Source organism: Cellulomonas cellasea (genome assembly GCF_030372105.1).
Classification (GTDB): Bacteria; Actinomycetota; Actinomycetes; order Actinomycetales; family Cellulomonadaceae; genus Cellulomonas_A; species Cellulomonas_A cellasea_A.
Window position 1 is genome coordinate 89703 of the sequence record NZ_JAUDBQ010000004.1, and the last position, 19638, is coordinate 109340.

The following is a 19638-nucleotide window of genomic DNA, read 5'->3' on the forward strand; positions in this document are numbered from 1 at the left end:
AGCGGGATGGCCCACCTGCCGGGAATCGCCTGCGCGTATGTCACCAGCGGCAACACGCATCGGGCAGGATGTACCGCATGGACAGGCAGCAGGAGTTCGTGCTCCGCACGGTCGAAGAGCGGGACATCCGCTTCATCCGCCTCTGGTTCACCGACGTGCTCGGAATCCTCAAGTCCGTCGCGATCGCCCCGGCCGAGCTCGAGGCCGCGTTCTCCGAGGGCATCGGGTTCGACGGCAGCTCCATCGAGGGGCTCACCCGGGTGTACGAGGCGGACATGATCGCCAAGCCCGACCCCACGACCTTCCAGATCCTGCCGTGGCGCGGCGAGCGGCACGGCACCGCGCGGATGTTCTGCGACATCCTCACGCCGGGCGGCGAGCCGTCGCTCGCTGACTCGCGCAACGTGCTCAAGCGCGCGCTCGCGAAGGCCAGCGCGCAGGGCTTCACCTTCTACACGCACCCCGAGGTCGAGTTCTACCTGTTCGAGGCGCCGGCGGACCCGCTGCGCCCGCTGGTGCCCGTCGACCAGGGCGGCTACTTCGACCACGTGCCGCGCGGCACCGCGCACGACTTCCGCCGCGCCGCGATCACGATGCTCGAGTCGATGGGCATCTCGGTGGAGTTCTCCCACCACGAGGCCGGCCCGGGGCAGAACGAGATCGACCTGCGGTACGCCGACGCGCTGACCACCGCGGACAACATCATGACGTTCCGCACGGTGGTCAAGGAGGTCGCCCTCGAGCAGGGCGTCTTCGCGTCGTTCATGCCCAAGCCGCTGCCGGACAAGCCCGGATCGGGCATGCACACGCACCTGTCGCTGTTCGAGGGCGACCGCAACGCGTTCCACGAGCCCGGCGCGCACCTCGAGCTGTCGAAGGTGGCCCGCAGCTTCATCGCCGGCATCCTCACCCACGCCGCGGAGATCACCGCCGTGACGAACCAGTTCGTCAACTCCTACAAGCGGCTGTGGGGCGGCGCCGAGGCGCCCAGCTACATCTGCTGGGGCCACAACAACCGCTCCGCGCTGGTGCGCGTGCCGATGTACAAGCCGGGCAAGGGCAACTCGAGCCGCGTGGAGTACCGCGCCGTCGACGCCGCCACGAACCCGTACCTCGCGTTCGCGGTGCTGCTCGCGGCCGGCCTCAAGGGCATCGAGGAGGGCTACGAGCTGCCCGAGGGCGCCGAGGACGACGTGTGGGAGCTCACCGACGCGGAGCGCCGGGCGCTCGGCATCGAGCCGCTGCCCACCTCCCTCGACGCCGCGATCGCCGTGATGGAGAAGTCGGAGCTCGTCGCCGAGACCCTCGGCGAGCACGTCTTCGACTTCGTGCTGCGGAACAAGAAGCAGGAGTGGGACGAGTACCGGGCGCAGGTCACGCAGTACGAGCTGCAGCGGTTCCTGCCCGTCCTGTGAGCACGCTCGCCCACGCCGGTAACGTGACGGCGTGAGCACAGGACGACGGGGGGTCTCCCTCGCGGGGCGCCTGACCCGAGCAGGTTTCGAGGACGCCGCCCGCGCCGAACGGCTCTTGCAGGACCCTGGCCTGCTCGCGATCGTCCCGGATGCCGAGGAGAGGCTGCTCGGCCCGCTCGCCGAGGTCGCGGACCCGGATCAGGCGCTGCTCGCGCTGGCCAAGATCGCCGGGGCGGTCGCGGGCCGCGCCGAGCACCGCGCGCTGCTGGCCGGCCTGCTCGCGGAGGGCGTCGGTCGGGACCGGTTGCTGGCCGTCATCGGCCAGTCGGTGGCCCTCGGCGACAACCTCGCCGCGCATCCCGACCACCTCGCCGTGATCGCCGACCCGGCGCCGGGCACCGGCGTCCCCGCCGCTGACGTCCGCGCGGAGCTGCTCGAGGCCGTCGGCGCCGATCCGGCCGCCGACGTCCCGGTGGCCGACGACGGGGGAGCGCGCGCGATCGACGCCATGCGCCGCGCCTACCAGCGCCGGATGCTGCGGATCGCCGCCACCGACCTGTGCTGCAAGGAGCCCATCTCCCAGCTGCCGGCGGTGGGCGCCGCGCTCGCGGACCTCGCGGCGGCGGCGCTCGAGGCGTCCCTGGCGATCGCCCGCGCCGACCTCGACGACCACGGCGCGGGGGTGCGGCTCGCGGTCATCGGAATGGGCAAGTGTGGTGGGCGAGAGCTCAACTACGTGAGCGACGTCGACGTCGTGTACGTCGCGGAGCCGGCCGAGGGCGCCACGGAGGACGAGGCGCTCGCCACGGGGGCGAGGCTCGCCGCCGGGCTCGCCCGGGCATGCTCCTCGACGTCCTCCGGCGAGCCCGCGCTGTGGCCGGTGGACGCGGCGCTGCGCCCCGAGGGCAAGAACGGCCCGCTGGTGCGCACGCTCGCGAGCCACAAGGCCTACTACGAGCGCTGGGCCAAGACCTGGGAGTTCCAGGCGCTGCTCAAGGCGCGTCACCTCGCGGGGGACGCCGAGTTGGGTCGCGCCTATGTGCAGACCGTCAACCCGATGGTGTGGGCGGCCGTGCAGCGGGAGAACTTCGTCGAGGACTCACAGGCCATGCGTCGCCGGGTCGAGGACAACGTGCCCGCGGCGGAGGCCGACCGGCAGCTCAAGCTCGGCAAGGGCGGCCTGCGCGACGTCGAGTTCACCGTGCAGCTGCTGCAGCTCGTGCACGGGCGGGCCGACGAGTCGATCCGCAGCCCGCACACCCTGACGGCGTTGGCGGCGCTGGCCGCGGGCGGTTACGTGGGCCGCGAGCACGCCGCGCAGCTCGCGGTCTGCTATCGGTTCCTGCGCGCGCTGGAGCACCGGATCCAGCTCTACCGGATGCAGCGCACCCACCTGATGCCCACCTCGGAGGCGGACCTGCGCCGGCTCGCCAGGTCCGTGGGGATGCGGGCCGACGGCGCGCAGGGCCTCACCGACCGCTGGCGGCTGGTCCGCCGCGAGGTCCGCCGGCTGCATGAGGAGCTCTTCTACCGCCCGCTGCTGCCCGCCACCGCGCAGCTCTCCGCCGAGGAGGCCAGCCTGGCCCCCGAGGCGGCCCGGGCACGCCTGGCCGCGATCGGGTACCGGGACCCGGCCGGCGCCGTGCGGCACATCGCCGCGCTGACGGAGGGGGTGTCCCGCCGGGCCGCCATCCAGCGGCAGCTCCTGCCCGTCATGCTGGGCTGGTTCGGCGACGGCGCCGACCCGGACGCGGGACTGCTCGCATTCCGCCGGCTGTCGGAGGAGCTCGGCACCACGCACTGGTACCTCAAGCTGCTGCGCGACTCCGGGCTCGCCGCGCACCGCCTGGCACGCGTGCTGTCGACCTCGCGGTACGTCTCGGACGCGCTGTCCCGCTCCCCGGAGTCGGTGACATGGCTCGCCGACGACGCGGAGCTCGCGCCGCCCACCCGCGAGGCGCTCACCGCCGAGGCGGACGCGATCCTCGCCCGAGCCGCCGAGCCCGGCGCCGCCGTGACGGCGTTGCGGGCGCTGCGCCGCCGCGAGCTGGCACGCGCCGCCGCGGCCGACGTGCTGGGCGTCCAGACCGGCACCCGGTCGGAGGCGAGCCTGACCGTGGCCGCCGACGTCGTCCTCGCGGGCGCCCTGCGGGTCGCCGCCGCGCAGGTCCGGGCCGAGCGCGGGCTGGACGCCGATCCGACGCTGTTGCTCGTCGTCGCCATGGGGCGCCTGGGCGGCCAGGAGATGGGCTTCTCCTCCGACGCGGACGTGCTCTTCGTGCACGACCCGCTCCCCGGCGCCGAGGCGGGCGTCGCGCAGGACTTCGCCCTCGCGGTGATGACCCGCCTGCGCAAGCTCCTCGGCGAGATGGGCCCCGAGCCGGCCCTCGAGGTGGACGCCGACCTGCGCCCCGAGGGTCGCAACGGCCCGCTGGTGCGCTCGTTCGCCTCGTACGTCGAGTACTACGACCGCTGGTCGGCGCCGTGGGAGAGCCAGGCGCTGCTGCGCGCCCGGCCCGTCGCGGGGGACCCCGGGCTGGGGCGGCGGTTCACCGACCTCGTGGACCCGCTGCGCTACCCCGCAGGCGGGCTCGACGCCTCCGTCGAGCGCGAGGTCCGCAGGATCAAGGCGCGGGTGGAGTCCGAGCGGCTGCCGCGCGGCGCCGACCCCGCCCGGCACCTGAAGCTCGGCCGTGGCGGGATCTCCGACGTGGAGTGGACGGCGCAGCTCCTCCAGCTCCAGCACGCGCATGCCGTGCCGGGCCTGCGCACCACCTCGACGCTCGACGCGCTCTCCGCCGCCGTGGGCGCGGGCCTGCTGGACGCCTCCGACGCCGCGACGCTCACCGACGCGTGGGAGCTGGCCTCTCGGCTGCGGGACGCGATCGTGCTGTGGACCGGGCGGATCGGCGGCGCCCAGGCCGACGTGCTGCCCCACGACACGCAGGCCCTGTCCGGGATGGCGCGCATCCTGGGCTACCCGTCCGGCTCGGCCGGGGAGCTCGAAGAGGAGTACCTGCGCACGTCACGGCGCGCGCGGGCCGTGGTGGAGCGCGTCTTCTACGCCTGACGTCAGGACCGTGCCGCGACCGAGTCCGGCTCGGTGGCCTCGGCCGCGTCCTCGTCGGCGGTGTCAGCGGCGTCAGCGGCCACCGGGGCCGCAGCCGCGGCCTGGCGGCGGGGCGCGGGCGTGGCGCCGTCGGCCAACAGCTCCGAGTCCACCAGCTCGTGGCGCTTGAGGTAGGCGCCGGAGACGGCCTTGATCGTCGCGGCGACCGGCAGCGCGAGGAACGCCCCGAGCGCCCCGAACACGGCGCCGAACGCCAGCACCGAGATGAACGCGACGGCGGGGTTGAGCTCCATCGTGTGCGCGGAGATCTTGGGGGCGAGCACCAGGTTCTCGACCTGCTGGTACACGACGATGAAGATCACCACGCCGAGCCCGGTCAGCGGGCTGACCGTCAGGCCCACGACCACCGGCAGCGCCCCGCCGATGTAGGTGCCGATGGTCGGCACGAACTGGGACACGAGCCCCGTGAACGCCGCGAGCGGCACGGCGTACGGCACGCGCACCACTGTCAGGAAGACGAAGGTCGCGAAGGCCGACACCAGCGCGAGCAGGATCCGCGAGCTGAGGAAGTTGGAGACCTGCTCCTGCGAGGCGTCCCACACGCGCAGCACCTCCCGCTGGCGCTCGGGCGCCAGCAGGCTGCAGATCGAGGCCTTGAAGCGCGGGCCCTGGGCGACCATGTAGAAGACGACCAGCAGCACCGCGGAGAGCACGAAGAGCCCGCCGAGGATGGTGCCGCCGACGCCGATCACGCCCTGCGCGACGTTCGTGCCCCAACTGTCGACGAGCTGGACGAGCACCTTGTCGGTGGTCGGCAGCTCGTAGCCGAACGCGTTGAGCACGAAGGCGGTGAGCTGCTCGTAGAGCTCCGGCACCGAGCGGATGAGATCGACGAGCTGGGCGACGAACAACTGCCCGAACACCGTCAGCAGCCCGAGGCTCCCCAGGATCACGCCGAACATCACCAGGCCCGTGGCGACTCCGCGGCGCATCCTGTGCCGCACCAGCCAGCGCACCGGCGGCTCCATCGCCAGGGCGATGAACCAGGCCGTGACGAGGATGGTGATCACCGAGCCGAGCTGCCCGAGCGCCCGCCACGCGAGGACCGCCGCGAAGACGGCCACCACGGCCATCAGCAGGGCGCGGGGGAGCCACGCTGGCGGACGGCCGGAGTTCGCGCGCTGGGCTGTCGTCGTCCTCATGGGGGTTCCCTCACGGGTCAAGGCCGCATGGGCGCGGCATGGAGGGAAGTTACCGGATGGCGCGCCCGAGGCGGGGACCTTCGCGTCGTCGACCCCTCAGGCGTCCCCGTCGTCCTGGCCCGCGGCGTCGTCGGGCGGGCCGCCACCCGGATCGGGGCGGCCCCCGCGCTCGCGGGCCTTGTCCACCAGGAGGTCGGAGTCCACCAGGTCATGGCGGCGCAGGTACGTCCCCGAGACGGCCTTGATGGTCGCGGCGACCGGCAGCGACAGGAAGGCGCCCAACGCCCCGAAGACCGCCCCGAACGCGACGACCGCGAGGAACGCGACGGCCGGGTTCAGGGCCATCGTCTGTGCGGCGATGCGGGGCGCCAGCACCAGGTTCTCGACCTGCTGGTACGCGACGATGAAGATCACGACGCCGATCGCGGTGAACGGGCTCACCGACAGCGCGACCACCGCGGGCAGGGCGCCGCCGATGTAGCTGCCGACCGTCGGCACGAACTGCGACACGATCCCGGTGAACGCGGCGAGCGGCAACGCGTACGGCACGCGCACGATCGTCAGGAAGGCGAAGGTCGCGAGAGTCGCGATGGCGGCCAGCGCGATGCGCGACACGAGGAAGTTCGACACCTGCTCCTGGGAGACCTCCCACACGCGCAGCACCTCGCGCTGCCGGTGGGGGGCCAGTAGCCGGCAGATCGACGCCCGGAACGCAGGCCCCTGGGCCACCATGTAGTAGGCCACCAGCAGGACGGCGGCCATGATGAACAGGGCGCCGATGATGGTGCCGCCCACACCGATGACGCCCTGCGCGACGTCGCTGCCCCAACTGTCGACGATCTGCGAGAGCACCCTGTCGCTGGTGGGCAGCGTGTACCCGAAGGACTTGTCCAGGAACTCGGTGACCTGCGCGTACAGCGCCGGCACATCCTCGAACAACTCCACGAGCTGCACCACGAAGAGCTGCCCGAACACGGCGAGCACCGCGCCCGTCGCCGCGATCCCGCCGACCATCACCAGGCCCGTGGCCAGCCCGCGGCGCATCCCGCGGCGGGCGAGCCACCGCACCACAGGCTCCATCGCCAAGGACAGGAACCACGCGACCACGAGGATCGTCATCACCGTGCCGAGCTGGGTGAGCGCGCGCCACGCCAGCACTCCCGCGAACACGGCGACCACTGCCATGAGCAGTGCCCGGGGCAGCCACGCGGGAGGGCGGTGGGCATCACGGGATGCCGTCTGACTCCTCATCGCGGCCCCTCGCGGTCATCGGACGGGCGTTGGCGCCACAGCCATCCTGCCCGAGCGGGGGCGGCTGCGCTCCCGGCGACAGCGCGTTCGCGCGCCTGGGCCCAGGGGCCCCGCGCATCCGTGGCCGAGACCCGCTCATTCCTGGCGAGGGACGGCCGATAAGACGAGCGAGCGTAGTAGCCGGGTCCCGTGACGAAAGAGCCTCCCATGCAGTCAGAGCACACGCCGGACTCCGGCGCCCCCTGGTTCGCCCGCATCACGATCCGAGCGAAGATCCTGGGCCTGGTGTCCTTCCTGACCGTGGGGGCGGTGGTGCTGGGCGGCCTCGCGACAGTGGTCATGTACGACCTGGCCGGGGCTGGCGGCGCCGACAAGGCGAGGCTCACCGTGCGGGTCATCCTGGCGCTGCTGTTCGTGGGGATCGCTGTGATGTGGGGGCTCGCGCTCGCGCTCGCCCGCGGCATCCGGGCGTCAGTCCGCAGCCTCACCGCGAGGCTCGAGGCCATGGCGGGCGGCGACCTGACGGTGGGGGCGGACCGAGTCCGCCACGACGAGCTCGGGCAGATGGCGTCGCTGCTCACCTCGGTGCAGGGCTCATTGCGCTCCGCGTTCACCGCTGTGGCCGCGACGGCCGCGACGATGGCGAGCTCCAGCGAGGAGATGTCCGTCGCCAGCTCCCAGATGGCGGCCGGGTCGGAGGAGACCAGCGCGCAGGCCGGGGTGGTCGCCGCCGCGGCGGAGCAGGTCAACAACAACGTGCAGGCGGTCGCCACCGCGGCGGAGCAGATGGGCGCCTCGATCCGCGAGATCGGGCAGAACGCCAACGAGGCGGCGATGGTCGCCTCCCGCGCCACAGGGGTCGCGGCCTCCACCAACGACCAGGTCGCGAAGCTGGGCGCCTCGAGCCAGGAGATCGGCAACGTGGTCAAGGCGATCACGTCGATCGCGGAGCAGACGAACCTGCTGGCCTTGAACGCGACGATCGAGGCGGCGCGCGCGGGCGAGGCGGGCAAGGGCTTCGCCGTCGTGGCCGGGGAGGTCAAGGAGCTGGCCTCGGAGACCGCGCGGGCCACCGAGGACATCGCGCGCCGCGTCGAGGCCATCCAGGCGGACACGGCCGGCGCGGTGGGCGCCATCGGCGAGATCTCGCAGATCATCGCGAGCATCAACGACTACCAGGTGACGATCGCCTCCGCCGTCGAGGAGCAGACCGCCACGACCAATGAGATGTCCCGGGGCATCCAGCAGGCCGCGTCGGGCTCTGGCGAGATCGCCTCGACCATCAGCGGTGTCGCCTCGGCCACGCAGTCGTCGACGGCGGCGCTCACCCAGGTGCAGGGGTCCATCGACGAGCTGGCGCGTGTCGCGTCCGAGCTGCGCACCAGCCTGGACGCCTTCACCTACTGACCCGGCCTGGCCGTGGACGTCCACGGGCGTTCATGCCAGGGTGGCTCACGCTCGACCGGCGGGCGCATGGGGACGGGGGAGCGATGGGGCATCGCGCAGGTCAGGTCGGCGACGCGGTGGTGGTCGGCATCGTCGGTGTGCTCTGGTACGCGCTGCCCGACGTCGTGGAGTCCCGTCGCGCCCGCGCGCTGCTCAAGGCCGCGCTCCTCGTCGGCGGGGGCGCCTACGCCTGGTGGCGTGAGGAGTCCGTGGCCGCATCGGAGGCTGCCGCGTCCGATGGGGCCGATGTCCGGGAGGCGCCGCAGGCCCTGCGCGCCGCCCCCAGCCCCGGCTCGATCGCCGCGCACGTCGCCGGCGGGCCCGCGGTGAGCCCTGCGGCCCTCGGCCTGCCGGTGGACGCCGACGGGCGGTTCCTGACCGGCTCCGACAGGTCGGCGCTGCGTTACGCGGCAGCCGCCGCGGGCATCATCGTGCCGGTGCTCGTCGAGAGCGCGGTGCACCGATGCGGGGTGGGGCTGGCCGCGCGCGGAGTCCGCGCGCCGCACACCCGCGTCGCCCTGGTCATGGGCCCGCTGGGCGCCGTGGCGACCTCCCTCGCCCAGGCGCGACGCGCCAGGCCGTGAGCTAGCGGGCCTCAGGCCGGGCTGCCCGCCGCATGACGTGTGGGGTCCATCGACTCCCGCAGGACCAGCACGGGGCAGGACGCGTGCCGCAGCACTGCGCGGCTGACAGCGCCCAGCAGCGCCCCGCGCACCGGGCCCAGGCCGCGGCAGCCGACCACCAGCAGCGCGGCGTCACGGCCCAATTCCACGAGCGAGCGCGCGGGACGGTCCTCCATGAGGGTCAGCCGCACCTCGAGGCCCGGCTGCTCTGCGCGGATGAGCGTGGCGACGGCCCGTGCGCCGTCATGCGCGGGATCGTCCGGGTCCGCGAGCCGGGGCGCCGCGCCACGACGTGGCCGAGGGGCGTCGCCCGTCGAGGGGCGCGCATGGGCGAGCAGCAGCGGGACGCCGCGCCGCACGGCCGCCGACGCGGCGGTGCGGGCCGCCGCCACTGACGCCGGCGAGCCGTCGACGCCCACGACCACCGGCGTCCACACGTCCGACGCCGCCGCGCCCTGGGTGGGGACCACCGCCACCGGGCAGTGCGCATACCGCACGAGGTGGGCGCTGACCGAGCTCGGGCCGGGGCCGCCCCACCGCGCCCGGGCGCCGACTACCAGGAGTCGCGCGTCGTGGCTGAGCGCGCACAGGGACGCCAGCATCGGGCCGCGCACCAGGCGTGTGGAGACGCTGAGGCCGGGATGCAGCAGCCTCAGCTCGGAGCGGGCCTGGGCAAGGTAGTCGGCGGTGTCGTCGTCGGGGAGATAGGCCGCCATCGCGCCGGGCCAGCACGCGAAGGCCCAGGCCGAGGACCGGTGCGGGGCCAGGGGCGCCCGCGCGAGGACGACCGGCGCGCCGAGGCGCAGCGCCTCCTCCACGCCGAAGGCGAGCGTGCCCGCGCTGTGCGGCGAGCCGTCGAGCGCGATGACGACAGGGCCCTCGGAGAACATGACCATCACCTCATTGGGACGAACACTGAGGTCAGCGTACGGATCCGGCGCGCAGTCGCCACCGGGTCGAAGGTCCTGGGGGTGAGTGGCCTGGGGTCAGGGCACGCAGGTGACGTTGTTGGGCGAGCCCGGCTGGGCTTCCACCAGGCGGGCGGCGCGCTCGCGGCCGAGGTTCCACTCCGCGGGGCTGTGCGCCGGGTCGACGCGCCGCCCGGCGAGCAGGCACGACGCCCATGGCTCGTCGAGGGCCGCCATCGCGGGCACCGCGTCGGCCGACAGCCCTTGCAGGTACCTGACGTCCAGCGGCTGCGCCTCCGGGCCCGCGGCCATGTTGTGCCGGACGATCTGCGCATCGGGGTTCACCAGGGCCAGGCCGAGCATCGCGACGGCGGCGACCTGCACCACCGCGCGCGGCAGCCAGTCAGCCCGCCACCGCACGCCCGCGACCAGCACGAGGACCAGCACCGCGGCCATCACGAGCTCGACCACCACCACGAAGATCCGCAGCCTGGTCAGGCCGAACGCGTCGACGTACAGGTCCATGCGGCGCAGCGCCGAGGCGACGACGCCGAGGGCCCCGAGGCAGAGCACCCCCAGCCCGGCCCGGGTCATGAGCCGGTCGCGGGCCGTCTCCCGGGGCGCCCGCCATGCGCCGAGCGCCACGACGGCGAGGGTCAACGCGGTCACGGCCATGAGTTGGGCGAAGCCCTCGCGGGCGTACTCGGCGTACGTGAGCCCGGCGGTCTCGAGCACGTGCCGGTGGCCGCCGAGCAGGGCGCCGACCTGCACGAGCACGAAGGACAACACCAGCGCGTCCAAGGCGAGCACGGGCAGCAGCCACTCGCCGCGCCGAGCCGCGCGGGCCTGCGGCAACGCGGCCGCCGACCACGGCGGGGGAGCGAGGGCCAGATGGGCCAGCGATGCGGCGACCGCGGCCAGCAGAGCGCCCACCACGAGCCGCGCGGGCAGCGACGACAGCTCCACCTGGGGCAGGTAGCTCGCGAAGACCCGGTCGGCGCTCGCGAAGAGGCCGCCGAAGACCAGGAGCAGGACGACAGTGGCGCCGATGCTGCGCGCCGCCACGCCGAGCTGCCCGCGGCGGCCCTCGCCGAGAGCCCGGGCGCCACGGGCGAGCCACGGCAGTGAGCGCGCCATCCCGGCGGCCCAGCTCACAGGGCCGAGGACCACGGCGGGCGCCGAGCGCGCCGACGTCACCGCCACGGCTCCCGCCCAGCCGGCGGCGAGCGCGCACAGCCCCGCCACCCATCCCGCGTCGCGCACCGCGACCACGGCCAGCAGCGCGATCGACAGGGCGGCCGTGGTGAGGTCGGCGAACGAGCGTCGACGGATGAGCGTCGGGAGCGCGACCGCCCACAGCGCCAGGCCCATCACAGCGACCCCCAGCCCGGGGCGGTGCCCCACCAGCACGGCGCCCCCGAGCAGCCCCACGATCGCGCAGGCCGCCAGCGCCCGCACGGACGCCGTGCGGGGACCCGCCGCCCAGAACTCGCGCAACGGCGCCGCTAGGGCACGCGGCAGTGTGAAGGTGGGGACGGGACCCGGCATCGCCGCACCGGAGCCGCCAGGGATGGGCGTCGGACCCGACGCTGGGGCGCTCAGCTCGCTCATAGGGTTGACGCTAGGCAGCGCGGCCCACTCGCGTCCGGCGGCCTGGTGGGAGCCGCGGGCGGTTCATGTGCAGGAGTGCGGCCGCTCGTGACGAACCGGTGCGCACCGTGGAGGAACCGGGGCTGAAGAGTGCGGCGCCGAATGGGCGTCACACCCTGCCAGCACATCGGGCTCGCAGGGTGTGACGACCGAGGGGTCAGCTGGCGGGCGGGTAGTCGGGCGCCCGGGCGACCCGCGGATCGTCGAGCTCGACCAACTCGACGCTCGCCGCCGCGGCCACGAGCGTCTCGAGGGAGACCGCTCCGCTCAGCTCATACGTGACGCCCTCGCTGTGCCAACGGAGCCAGCCACCGGTGTCGCTGGCCGGGTCGCCACCCCACGGGGAGAACGCGCCCCGGGCTCCGTCGATGTCCACGAAGCGCACGGCCTCAGCCCACGCCGACGCGACGACTTCCACCGGCTCGGCCCACGCGGTGCTCGCCTCGAGGCGAATCCCCGCGTTCGGCGCGGGCACGAGGCCGCCGGCGTCCTCGACCAGCGTGTCGGTCTCCCCGTAGTTGGCCCACCACGTCCGACTCGTCCGGGACGCGGGCTGGGTGTTGATCGCCGCGCGCTCCAAGCCCGCGGGGACGCTGCTCGCGTCCAAGGTTCCCGACGGCGCGAAGCGCAGCCCGTCGATCACCTCGATCAACACCGTCTGGCTCATCCCACTGCCCGAGGCCATCCAGGTCGTGCCGTCCTCGGCGGGCCACGCGACGATCATCCCGCCGCCCTCGAAGGCGCGCAGCCGAGCCTGGGCGCCGCGGACCTGGACGTCGTGGAGCTCGTCGGCGACGCCCGGGAACGGGTCGGCGACGTCCGCCCACACAGTGATCCCCTGCACCGGGGCCTCGGCGAACAGGACGGCCACCGGCACCGAGGGCACGCACGCGGACTCGTTGAGGTGCACGCCGATGCTGGCCAGGGACAAGGACGCGTCGCCGATCAGGCTCGCGGAGCCGGCCACATCCGGCAAGGCGGCCCAGTCGGAGCGGTCGACCCAGTCGGCCCATCCGATGTTGCAGGCTCCCGCGTCCGCGGCGCGTGCCGGCGCCACACCCAGGGCGAGCGCGATCGGCATGGTGTTCCCGGTGGGGCCCTCGTTTCCTTGGGGAATGACCACGCCGCCCACGGCGAAGACCGCCACGGCGAGCATGGTCCCCCCGGCGAGGCGGGCCCGCCGTGCGCGACGCAGGCCCTGTGCGCGCCGGCTGACGCGGGCGAGGTCAGGCTCCGGCGTCGGGATCTCGACATCGGCGAGGTGGCTCAGAAGGTCGCGGGTCATCGGGGTTCTCCGTTCAGGGCAGGGCCGAGCCTGGCGGCGAGCTGCCGGCGGGCGGTGGACAGGGTCGCCGCGACGGTGCCGCGGTGGACGTTCATGACGTCGGCGATCTCGGCCTCGGGCAGGTCGGCCACGTAGCGCAGGGCCACGGCGGTCCGGGCGCGCGGGGGCAGCGCTGCGACGGCACGCCAGAGCGTGTCGTCAGGCGCGACCGGCGCGGGGACGTCCTCGAGACGCTGGCGCTCCACATACCGCCGTTCGAGCCGCGCCCGACGCCACGTGCGACGCACCTCGTTGAGCGCCACGGTGTAGACCCACGCTCCCGGCGATTCCATCCGCCCCACCCGGTCCCAGGACGCGAGGGCCCGCGCGAACGCCTCCGCCGCCGCCTCCTCGCCCAGCCCGACGTCGCCGGTGGCCAGCGCCAGCGCACGGCAGACGCGCGGCAGCTCCGCCTGGTACCACAGGGGGAAGTCCAGCGGCGGTGGGCCGCCCGGTGGAGGCCCATGCTGTGAAGTCGTCATACCCCTCCAAGTCGTGAGGGTCCCAGGATGTTGAGTCCGGCCCTCGGCAGGTCTCAGCGGGGGCGCGTGTCGGCGGCCGGTGCTGAGATCGACCCATGGCCTGGGATGTGCGGCCCGTGACGCCGGACCGGTTCGAGGACTTCGCGGACATCGTGAACCCGAACCGTCGCGCGGACGCGTGCTGGTGCCTGTCGCATCGGCTGCGCGCGCAGGAGATCGAGTCGTTGGGCCAGGGCAGTCGCGAGCAGGCGATGCGCAGGCTCTGCGAGCGGGAGGACCCGCCCGGGGTCGTCGCCTACCTCGACGGGACGCCCGTGGGCTGGTGCCACATCTCACCGCGCGGCGAGAACTCGCGGCTGGCGCGCTCGCGGGTCATCCGCCCCGTCGACGACGTGCCGGTGTGGAGCATCGTGTGCGTGGTCGTGCGCGGCGGGCATCGCCGGCAGGGCGTCACCAGGCCGCTGATCGAGGGCGCCGTGGAATACGCGGGGTCCCGGGGCGCGCCGGCCGTCGAGGCGTATCCCGTGGACCCGCCCGGCCGGATGGACACCACGATGGCGTTCGTCGGCACGCGGTCGATGTTCGAGGCCGCGGGCTTCCAGGTGATCGGCACAACAGACGCGCTCGCGAGCAAGATGCCCCGCATCGTCATGCGCCGCAGACTCGTGTGATCAGGACGAGCACGTGGGGTTCAGCACCGAGGAGGACCATGACCAAGGCACACGCGAGCTCGTGGAAGCACGTCGCCGGCTCCACGCTGAGGCAGTTCTCCCGCGACCAGTGCCAAGACGCGGCAGCGGCCTTGACGTACTACGCGGTCCTCGCGTCGGCGCCCGCGCTGCTGGCACTGGTGTCGCTGCTGGGATTGGTCGGCGACAGTGAGGCCATCGTCGAGGACGTGCTCGGGATCGCGTCGTCGGTCGTGCCCGCGGAGGCCATGGAGACGATCGAGCCGCTGATCCACCAGGTCGCCGGATCGGGCGACTCGGCGGGGCTCGCGCTGATCGTCGGCGTGGTCCTCGCGCTGTGGTCGGCCTCCGGCTACGTCGGCGCCTTCGGGCGGGCGATGAACCGCGTGTACGGGGTCGAGGAGGGCAGGCCGATCTGGAAGCTGCGCCCGGTGATGCTGCTGGTGACGGCCGCCGTCGTGGTGATGGCCGCGCTGGTGGCCGCCGCCCTGGTGCTGTCCGGGCCGGTCGCGTCCACCATCGGCGAGGCCTTGGGCCTGGGCTCGGCGGCGCTCACCGCATGGAACATCGCGAAGTGGCCGGTGGCGCTCGCGCTCGTCGTCGTGATCGTCGCGCTGCTGTACTACGCCACGCCGAACGTGCGCCAGCCGAGGTTCCGATGGATCAGCGTCGGGGCGGTCGTCGCGATCCTCGTGTGGATCGTCGCCTCGGTCGGCTTCGCCTTCTACGTGGGCTCCTTCGGCTCATACGACGCGACCTATGGCGCCCTCGGCGGCGTCATCGTCTTCCTGCTGTGGCTGTGGATCACGAACCTCGCACTGCTGTTCGGGGCAGAACTCGACGCCGAGATGGAGCGGGGCCGCGAGCTCCAAGCCGGGATCGCCGCCGAGGAGGCGCTGCAACTGCCCCCGCGGGACACGCGCGCCAGCGAGAAGCGGGAGGGCAAACACCAGGCGGACGTCGCGCGGGGACGCGAGATCCGACTGGCAGCGGGGACCGGCGCCGACAGCGGGCGCTGACGGGTTGGCTCAGCCGACCGAGTCACGCAACCGCCCGAGCGCGTCGGTGGCCACCAGGAACCCGACGACGCCGAGGGTCCACGCGAGCACGTCGCCGCCGCGGCGCTCGAACCACTTGTTGAGCCGCGCCAGCGGGCGCTCCACCGGCGCCGCGAGCACCAACCGCAGCGCCAGCAACGTCAGCGCCGGCGCCACCATCACCACCCCATACCCGGCGAGCACGACGGCGCCCGGCACGAGGCCGACCCCGTTGACGGCGAGCAAGCCGATCGCGCCGAGGTACGGCGCCATCGTCGCCACCTCGACGGCCCCCGCGCCCACAGCCGCGAGCGCGGCGGCGCCCGCGTCGGCGTCGGGGCCGACCAGGCTCGCGCGCCACCGCTGCCAGCGGCTCTGCCTCCCGGACATCTCCCGCCGCTCGCGCCGCCAGCGGCCGATCGGGCCGTCGAACAGGAAGCTCGCCAGGAACAACAGCACGCCGATGGCGAGTTGGACCCAGTCCAGCACCGGGCCGTCGGGCGTCGCGAGCTGCTCGGCCACGACGCCCACGCCAGCGAGCAGGGCCGCGCCGAGCAGCCAGTAGAAGGCGGCGATCGTCGCGAGGTAGACCAGGACCACCCGCGTCCGGAAGCGCGGCTGCGCCAGCATCCACACCGGCAGCCCGAGCGTCCCCAGGCTCAGGCTGTCCACCAGCGCGAGGCCGGCCAAGATGGCGAGCAGGGTCGGAGTCAGCGCGTCCACATGGCCCCCAGCAGTGTCGCGGGCGCCCCTCGCACCGCGTGCGCGACACGGTAGGGGAGCGCCTGGGGCGCGGTCACCACCTCCGCCACGTGGTGGACAGCCCGACGCGGGGATGGGCACTGGGCGGGGCGGGCCCGTCGCCCCTACGATCGCGACGTCGGCAGTCCGCGCGGCTCGGCCCGGTGAGGGGGCGCACGACCATGTCCCAGAACATCGACGTCGTCACCACGTACCTGGACGGGTTCCGGAAGAACGACCACGCGCAGATCCTCGGCTGCCTCACCGACGACATCGAGTGGACCGTCTTCGGCGCCTTCCACCTCGTCGGCAAAGAGGCGTACGACCAGGCCATCGACGGCGCCCCCACGTTCATCGACCCTCCTGAGCTGGAGGTCGTGCGCATGGTCGAACAGGGGGACGTCGTCATGGCGGAGCTCCTCGGCGTCGCGCGGCTCGCCGCCGGGGGCGAGGTGCGCATGTCGATGGCGGAGGTCTTCGTCCTACGGGACGGCAAGATCGCCGAGCGGCGCGCCTGGGTGATCCCGTTGCAGGAGTCCGACCACCGCTGAGCGGGCCCTGTCTCAGTAGGTGAAGGCGTCCACCCGGGTGCGCAATTCCGCGGACATCCGGGCCAGCTCCTCGACAGCCGCACCCATCTGGCCGGCGATGACGGCCCCCGCCTCGGCGGTCGTCGCGACGGCCGTGATGTTGGTGGCGATCTCGCCCGACACGGACGCCGCCTCGCCGACCCCCCGCGACATCTCGTTCGTGGTGGCGGTCTGCTCCTCGACGGCGGAGGCGATCGTGAGCTGGTAGTCGTTGATGTTGGCGATGATCTGCGAGATCTCGCTGATCGCCTCGACGGCGCCCACGGTGTCGGCCTGGATGGCCTTGACCCGGCGCGCGATGTCCTCGGTGGCCCGCGCGGTCTCGGACGCGAGCTCCTTGACCTCCCCGGCCACGACGGCGAAGCCCTTGCCCGCCTCGCCAGCGCGCGCCGCCTCGATCGTCGCGTTCAAGGCCAGCAGGTTCGTCTGCTCCGCGATCGACGTGATCACCTTGACCACGTTGCCGATCTGCTCCGACGACGCCCCCAGCTTCGCGACCCGGTCGTTCGTCGACTCGGCGACCCCCGTCGCCCGCTCGGCCACACGCGCGGCCTCGTTCGCGTTCTGCGCGATCTCCCGGATGGACGCGCCCATCTGCTGGGATCCCGCGGCCACAGCCTGCACGCTGCGACTGACCTGCTCCGCCGCCGCGGCCACCACGCCCGTCTGCACACTTGTCTCCTGCGACCCAGCCGCCACCTGCACGTTCGCCGCCGACAACTCCTCCGCGGAGGCCGCGACCATGTCAGCCGAGCCCGCCACCCCCGAGATCAGCCCCCGCAACGAGCCCTGCGCGACGGTGAGCGTCTGCGCCATCCTCCCGAGCTCGTCGCGGCTCGTGACCTCGGCGAGGACCGTCAGGTCGCCTGCCGCGAGGGCGTCCATCGCGGCGGTCAGGCGCGTCGCGGACCGTCGGACGCCCCGGCCCACCACCTGCGTGGCGGTGATGACCAGCACGGCGCCCGCCAACACCGTGGCCATCATGACGATGCGCGCACGATCCGTCGCCGCATCCGTGTCCGCCACAGCGCGTGCGCTGCGGTCGGCGAGCATGCCGTCGAGGGCTGCCGTGTCCGCGGTGATGTCGTCGTAGATGGCGTACACGTCTCCAACGATCAACGCGTCGGCCTTGGCCTTCGCGCTCTCCGTGCCGGTCTCGTACAGCGCGACGACGGCGTCGTCAGCCACGAAGAACACGTCCCATCGCTCGCTGATGTGGTCGAACACGGCGCGCTCATCGGGGGTCATCACCGCGACGTCGACCTCGGGGAGGAGCGAGCGCAGCGCCTGCGACGAGTCCACGTACCCCTGGCGGTTCGCAGCGCCCGGGGCCACTGCCTCCTGTGGTCCCAGAGTGCTCGCGTCCCAGGCATAGGCCGTCTGCCAGCCGGTGACATCGGAGTTGTACCGCGCGATGTCGGCGATCTGGAGCCGCAGGTCGAACAACCGGGTGAGATGGGCTGTCTGGGTGGCCTGCACGGACCCCGTGACCCACGCCGTGGCGGTGACGCCGATGGCAAGGAGCACGCCCATGGCGCCGATGGCCACGACCTTGCCGCCCAGACCAACACCGCGGCGTAGCGCGAGACGTGCCATCAGATGACCTCCAGAACCGAAGACGACGGTGAGCTGCGGGCCAGGGCCCTGCTCACCCGATCGGGTCGCCTCATGCGGTTCTGACCTGCGGCCACCGTGACGTCGGTCATACGCGGACGTCGGTCATCCGCGCAGGTCGGACGCGTCGGGTAGCCAGGGAGCGCGTGCGTCGGACGCGGCGGATCCAGGGCCGAGCGCAGGCGCCCCGTCGGCGTCAGTAGGTGAACGAGTCGACCTGGGCGCGGAGCTCGGCGGACATGCGGGTCAGCTCGTCGAGATGATCTGCGAGATCTCGCCGATGGCGCCCACGGCCCCCGCTGTGTCCGCCTGGATGGCCTCGACGCGGCGCGCGATGTCCTCGGTGGCCCGCGCGGTCTCCGAGGCCAACTCCTTGACCTCCCCGGCCACGACGGCGAACCCCTTGCCCGCCTCGCCGGCGCGAGCCGCCTCGATCGTCGCGTTCAGGGCCAGCAGGTTCGTCTGCTCCGCGATCGACGTGATCGCCTTGACCACATCCCCGATCTCCGCCGACGACGACCCGAGCCGTGCGACCTGCTCGTTCGTGGACGCCGCGACCTCGGTGGCGCGCGCGGCCACCCGGGCGGCCTCATGCGCGTTCTGCGCGATCTCCCGGATCGACGCGCCCATCTTCGGACCCCGCGGCCACAGCCTGCACACTGCGGCTGACCTGCTCGGCGGACGCGGCCACCGCCGCAGCCTGCAAGCTGGTCTCCTGTGCCCCAGCGGCGACCTGCGCATTCGCGGCCGACAACTCGCCCGCCGACGCCGCGACGATGTCAGCGGTGCTCGCGACCCGGCCCAGGGTGCCCCGCACCGACTCCTGCGCCACCGCCAGCGACCGCGCGGTCTGGCCCACCTCATCCCCGCTGGCCACATCGGCGGCCACCGTGAAATCACCCCGCGCCATCGCCGAGATCGCCACACGGACCTTCAGCACGGCGGAGCGCAGCCGTCGGGCGACGACGACTCCCAACGCGATCGCGACGACCACAGCGACCGCCACCGACGTGATCAGGACGAGCCTCGCCTGAGCGGTGCGTGCCTGGCTGGTCGCGGCGATCGAGGCCATCTCCTTCCCCGCGGCCTCGCGCACCGCCGTCAGGTCGGCCTCGAACTCGGCGACCAGGGGAGCGCCGACCTGCTGCGACGCCTTCTCGTAGCGTGCTGTGTCCGCGGCGAGCGCGGCAGGGGCGATCTGCGTGTCACGGGCCTCCAGCCACGCCGTGTACCCCTCGACGAACGCCGACCACGCGCCGACGCGGGCCAGTTCCGAGGCCCCGAACTCCTCGATCGCGTTCTGGACTTCGGCGTCGTTCTCCTCCTCCAAGGCCAGGAGCTCCCTCTCCAGACCCGGGTCCTCGACCGCCGCCATCTGAGCCAGGATCCAGCGGGCGGTGACCTGCCCATGATCGATGGCATCGGGCAGCTCGGCGGCCCGCTGGATCTCGAGGATGCGGTCCAAGTCCTGTCCCGCGAATCGCAAGTTGGCCATGCCATCCACCCCGCGCCCAGTGAGACCACGCCGAGGAGCGTCACGACCACCAGGATCTGCGTCTGGACGGAGGCGTCCCGCCACGTGCGGCGACGGGGTCG

General features: G+C 73.3%; 15 protein-coding genes and 1 pseudogene. 7 read left to right on the top strand and 9 right to left on the bottom strand.

What is annotated here, in order from left to right:
* Positions 1-77: 77 nt before the first annotated feature.
* Positions 78-1415 (top strand): type I glutamate--ammonia ligase, encoded by a 1338-nt coding sequence (glnA, locus tag QUV83_RS05405; RefSeq protein ID WP_066587880.1) that lies wholly within the window; start codon positions 78-80, stop codon positions 1413-1415.
* Between the two features lie 31 nt (positions 1416-1446).
* Positions 1447-4485: a bifunctional [glutamine synthetase] adenylyltransferase/[glutamine synthetase]-adenylyl-L-tyrosine phosphorylase gene (locus QUV83_RS05410; RefSeq protein WP_289563153.1), complete on the top strand. Its 3039-nt coding sequence runs from the start codon at positions 1447-1449 to the stop codon at positions 4483-4485.
* Positions 4486-4487: 2 nt separating this feature from the next.
* On the opposite strand, the gene QUV83_RS05415 is transcribed toward QUV83_RS05410, so the two are convergent.
* Together QUV83_RS05415 and QUV83_RS05420 are read right to left on the bottom strand one after the other, a co-directional pair.
* Positions 4488-5687, bottom strand: coding sequence for an AI-2E family transporter (locus QUV83_RS05415; protein WP_289563154.1), 1200 nt, complete (start codon positions 5685-5687; stop codon positions 4488-4490).
* Positions 5688-5783: 96 nt separating this feature from the next.
* Positions 5784-6938 carry an AI-2E family transporter gene (locus QUV83_RS05420; protein WP_289563155.1) on the bottom strand — a complete coding sequence of 385 codons (1155 nt, stop codon included), beginning with the start codon at positions 6936-6938 and terminating at the stop codon, positions 5784-5786.
* 207 nt (positions 6939-7145) lie between these two features.
* Here QUV83_RS05420 and QUV83_RS05425 point away from each other — a divergent pair, with 207 nt between their 5' ends.
* Entirely contained in the window at positions 7146-8345 is a 1200-nt protein-coding gene (locus QUV83_RS05425; protein ID WP_354003924.1) for a methyl-accepting chemotaxis protein, read from the top strand.
* Positions 8346-8377: 32 nt separating this feature from the next.
* Positions 8378-8968: a hypothetical protein gene (locus QUV83_RS05430; RefSeq protein WP_289563157.1), complete on the top strand. Its 591-nt coding sequence runs from the start codon at positions 8378-8380 to the stop codon at positions 8966-8968.
* Between the two features lie 11 nt (positions 8969-8979).
* Here QUV83_RS05430 and QUV83_RS05435 read toward each other — a convergent pair whose 3' ends face one another.
* From QUV83_RS05435 to QUV83_RS05450, 4 genes are all read right to left on the bottom strand, one after another.
* On the bottom strand, positions 8980-9897 hold the full coding sequence (locus QUV83_RS05435) for a universal stress protein (RefSeq protein WP_289563158.1): 918 nt from the start codon (positions 9895-9897) through the stop codon (positions 8980-8982).
* A 96-nt stretch (positions 9898-9993) separates the two neighbouring features.
* A complete protein-coding gene (locus tag QUV83_RS05440) occupies positions 9994-11526 on the bottom strand; it encodes a DUF4153 domain-containing protein (RefSeq protein ID WP_289563160.1) in 1533 nt (510 codons plus the stop codon).
* Positions 11527-11722: 196 nt separating this feature from the next.
* Positions 11723-12850, bottom strand: coding sequence for a hypothetical protein (locus QUV83_RS05445; RefSeq protein ID WP_289563161.1), 1128 nt, complete (start codon positions 12848-12850; stop codon positions 11723-11725).
* On the bottom strand, positions 12847-13371 hold the full coding sequence (locus QUV83_RS05450; protein WP_289563163.1) for an RNA polymerase sigma factor: 525 nt from the start codon (positions 13369-13371) through the stop codon (positions 12847-12849). Before QUV83_RS05450 ends, QUV83_RS05445 begins: the two co-directional genes overlap by 4 nt.
* A 95-nt stretch (positions 13372-13466) precedes the next feature.
* Between QUV83_RS05450 and QUV83_RS05455 the strand changes: the two genes are divergently transcribed.
* Together QUV83_RS05455 and QUV83_RS05460 are read left to right on the top strand one after the other, a co-directional pair.
* Positions 13467-14042 carry a GNAT family N-acetyltransferase gene (locus QUV83_RS05455; protein ID WP_289563164.1) on the top strand — a complete coding sequence of 192 codons (576 nt, stop codon included), beginning with the start codon at positions 13467-13469 and terminating at the stop codon, positions 14040-14042.
* Positions 14043-14080: 38 nt separating this feature from the next.
* The gene (locus QUV83_RS05460) at positions 14081-15079 is read left to right on the top strand and encodes a YihY/virulence factor BrkB family protein (protein ID WP_289563165.1); all 999 of its coding nucleotides are present in this window, start codon (positions 14081-14083) and stop codon (positions 15077-15079) included.
* Between the two features lie 9 nt (positions 15080-15088).
* Here the strand turns inward: QUV83_RS05460 and QUV83_RS05465 are convergent, their stop codons facing one another.
* A complete protein-coding gene (locus QUV83_RS05465; protein ID WP_289563166.1) occupies positions 15089-15820 on the bottom strand; it encodes a GAP family protein in 732 nt (243 codons plus the stop codon).
* A 200-nt stretch (positions 15821-16020) separates the two neighbouring features.
* Here QUV83_RS05465 and QUV83_RS05470 point away from each other — a divergent pair, with 200 nt between their 5' ends.
* Positions 16021-16389: a nuclear transport factor 2 family protein gene (locus tag QUV83_RS05470; protein ID WP_289563167.1), complete on the top strand. Its 369-nt coding sequence runs from the start codon at positions 16021-16023 to the stop codon at positions 16387-16389.
* Between the two features lie 12 nt (positions 16390-16401).
* Here QUV83_RS05470 and QUV83_RS05475 read toward each other — a convergent pair whose 3' ends face one another.
* Both QUV83_RS05475 and QUV83_RS17650 read right to left on the bottom strand, forming a co-directional pair.
* Positions 16402-18024: a methyl-accepting chemotaxis protein gene (locus QUV83_RS05475; protein ID WP_289563168.1), complete on the bottom strand. Its 1623-nt coding sequence runs from the start codon at positions 18022-18024 to the stop codon at positions 16402-16404.
* 270 nt (positions 18025-18294) lie between these two features.
* Positions 18295-19261: pseudogene (locus tag QUV83_RS17650) on the bottom strand (methyl-accepting chemotaxis protein); the annotation flags it as partial.
* Positions 19262-19638: the final 377 nt, after the last annotated feature.

What these genes read in the sequence shown, in the direction of transcription:
- QUV83_RS05460 (WP_289563165.1), top strand. Translation starts at nt 14,081, where the DNA reads ATGACCAAGGCACACGCGAGCTCGTGGAAGCACGTCGCCGGCTCCACG.
- QUV83_RS05430 (WP_289563157.1), top strand. Translation starts at nt 8,378, where the DNA reads ATGCCAGGGTGGCTCACGCTCGACCGGCGGGCGCATGGGGACGGGGGA.
- QUV83_RS05470 (WP_289563167.1), top strand. Translation starts at nt 16,021, where the DNA reads ATGTCCCAGAACATCGACGTCGTCACCACGTACCTGGACGGGTTCCGG.
- QUV83_RS05415 (WP_289563154.1), bottom strand. Translation starts at nt 5,687, where the DNA reads ATGAGGACGACGACAGCCCAGCGCGCGAACTCCGGCCGTCCGCCAGCG.
- QUV83_RS05455 (WP_289563164.1), top strand. Translation starts at nt 13,467, where the DNA reads ATGGCCTGGGATGTGCGGCCCGTGACGCCGGACCGGTTCGAGGACTTC.
- QUV83_RS05450 (WP_289563163.1), bottom strand. Translation starts at nt 13,371, where the DNA reads ATGACGACTTCACAGCATGGGCCTCCACCGGGCGGCCCACCGCCGCTG.
- QUV83_RS05425 (WP_354003924.1), top strand. Translation starts at nt 7,146, where the DNA reads ATGCAGTCAGAGCACACGCCGGACTCCGGCGCCCCCTGGTTCGCCCGC.
- QUV83_RS05420 (WP_289563155.1), bottom strand. Translation starts at nt 6,938, where the DNA reads ATGAGGAGTCAGACGGCATCCCGTGATGCCCACCGCCCTCCCGCGTGG.
- QUV83_RS05435 (WP_289563158.1), bottom strand. Translation starts at nt 9,897, where the DNA reads ATGTTCTCCGAGGGCCCTGTCGTCATCGCGCTCGACGGCTCGCCGCAC.
- QUV83_RS05440 (WP_289563160.1), bottom strand. Translation starts at nt 11,526, where the DNA reads ATGAGCGAGCTGAGCGCCCCAGCGTCGGGTCCGACGCCCATCCCTGGC.
- QUV83_RS05445 (WP_289563161.1), bottom strand. Translation starts at nt 12,850, where the DNA reads ATGACCCGCGACCTTCTGAGCCACCTCGCCGATGTCGAGATCCCGACG.
- glnA (WP_066587880.1), top strand. Translation starts at nt 78, where the DNA reads ATGGACAGGCAGCAGGAGTTCGTGCTCCGCACGGTCGAAGAGCGGGAC.
- QUV83_RS05475 (WP_289563168.1), bottom strand. Translation starts at nt 18,024, where the DNA reads ATGGCACGTCTCGCGCTACGCCGCGGTGTTGGTCTGGGCGGCAAGGTC.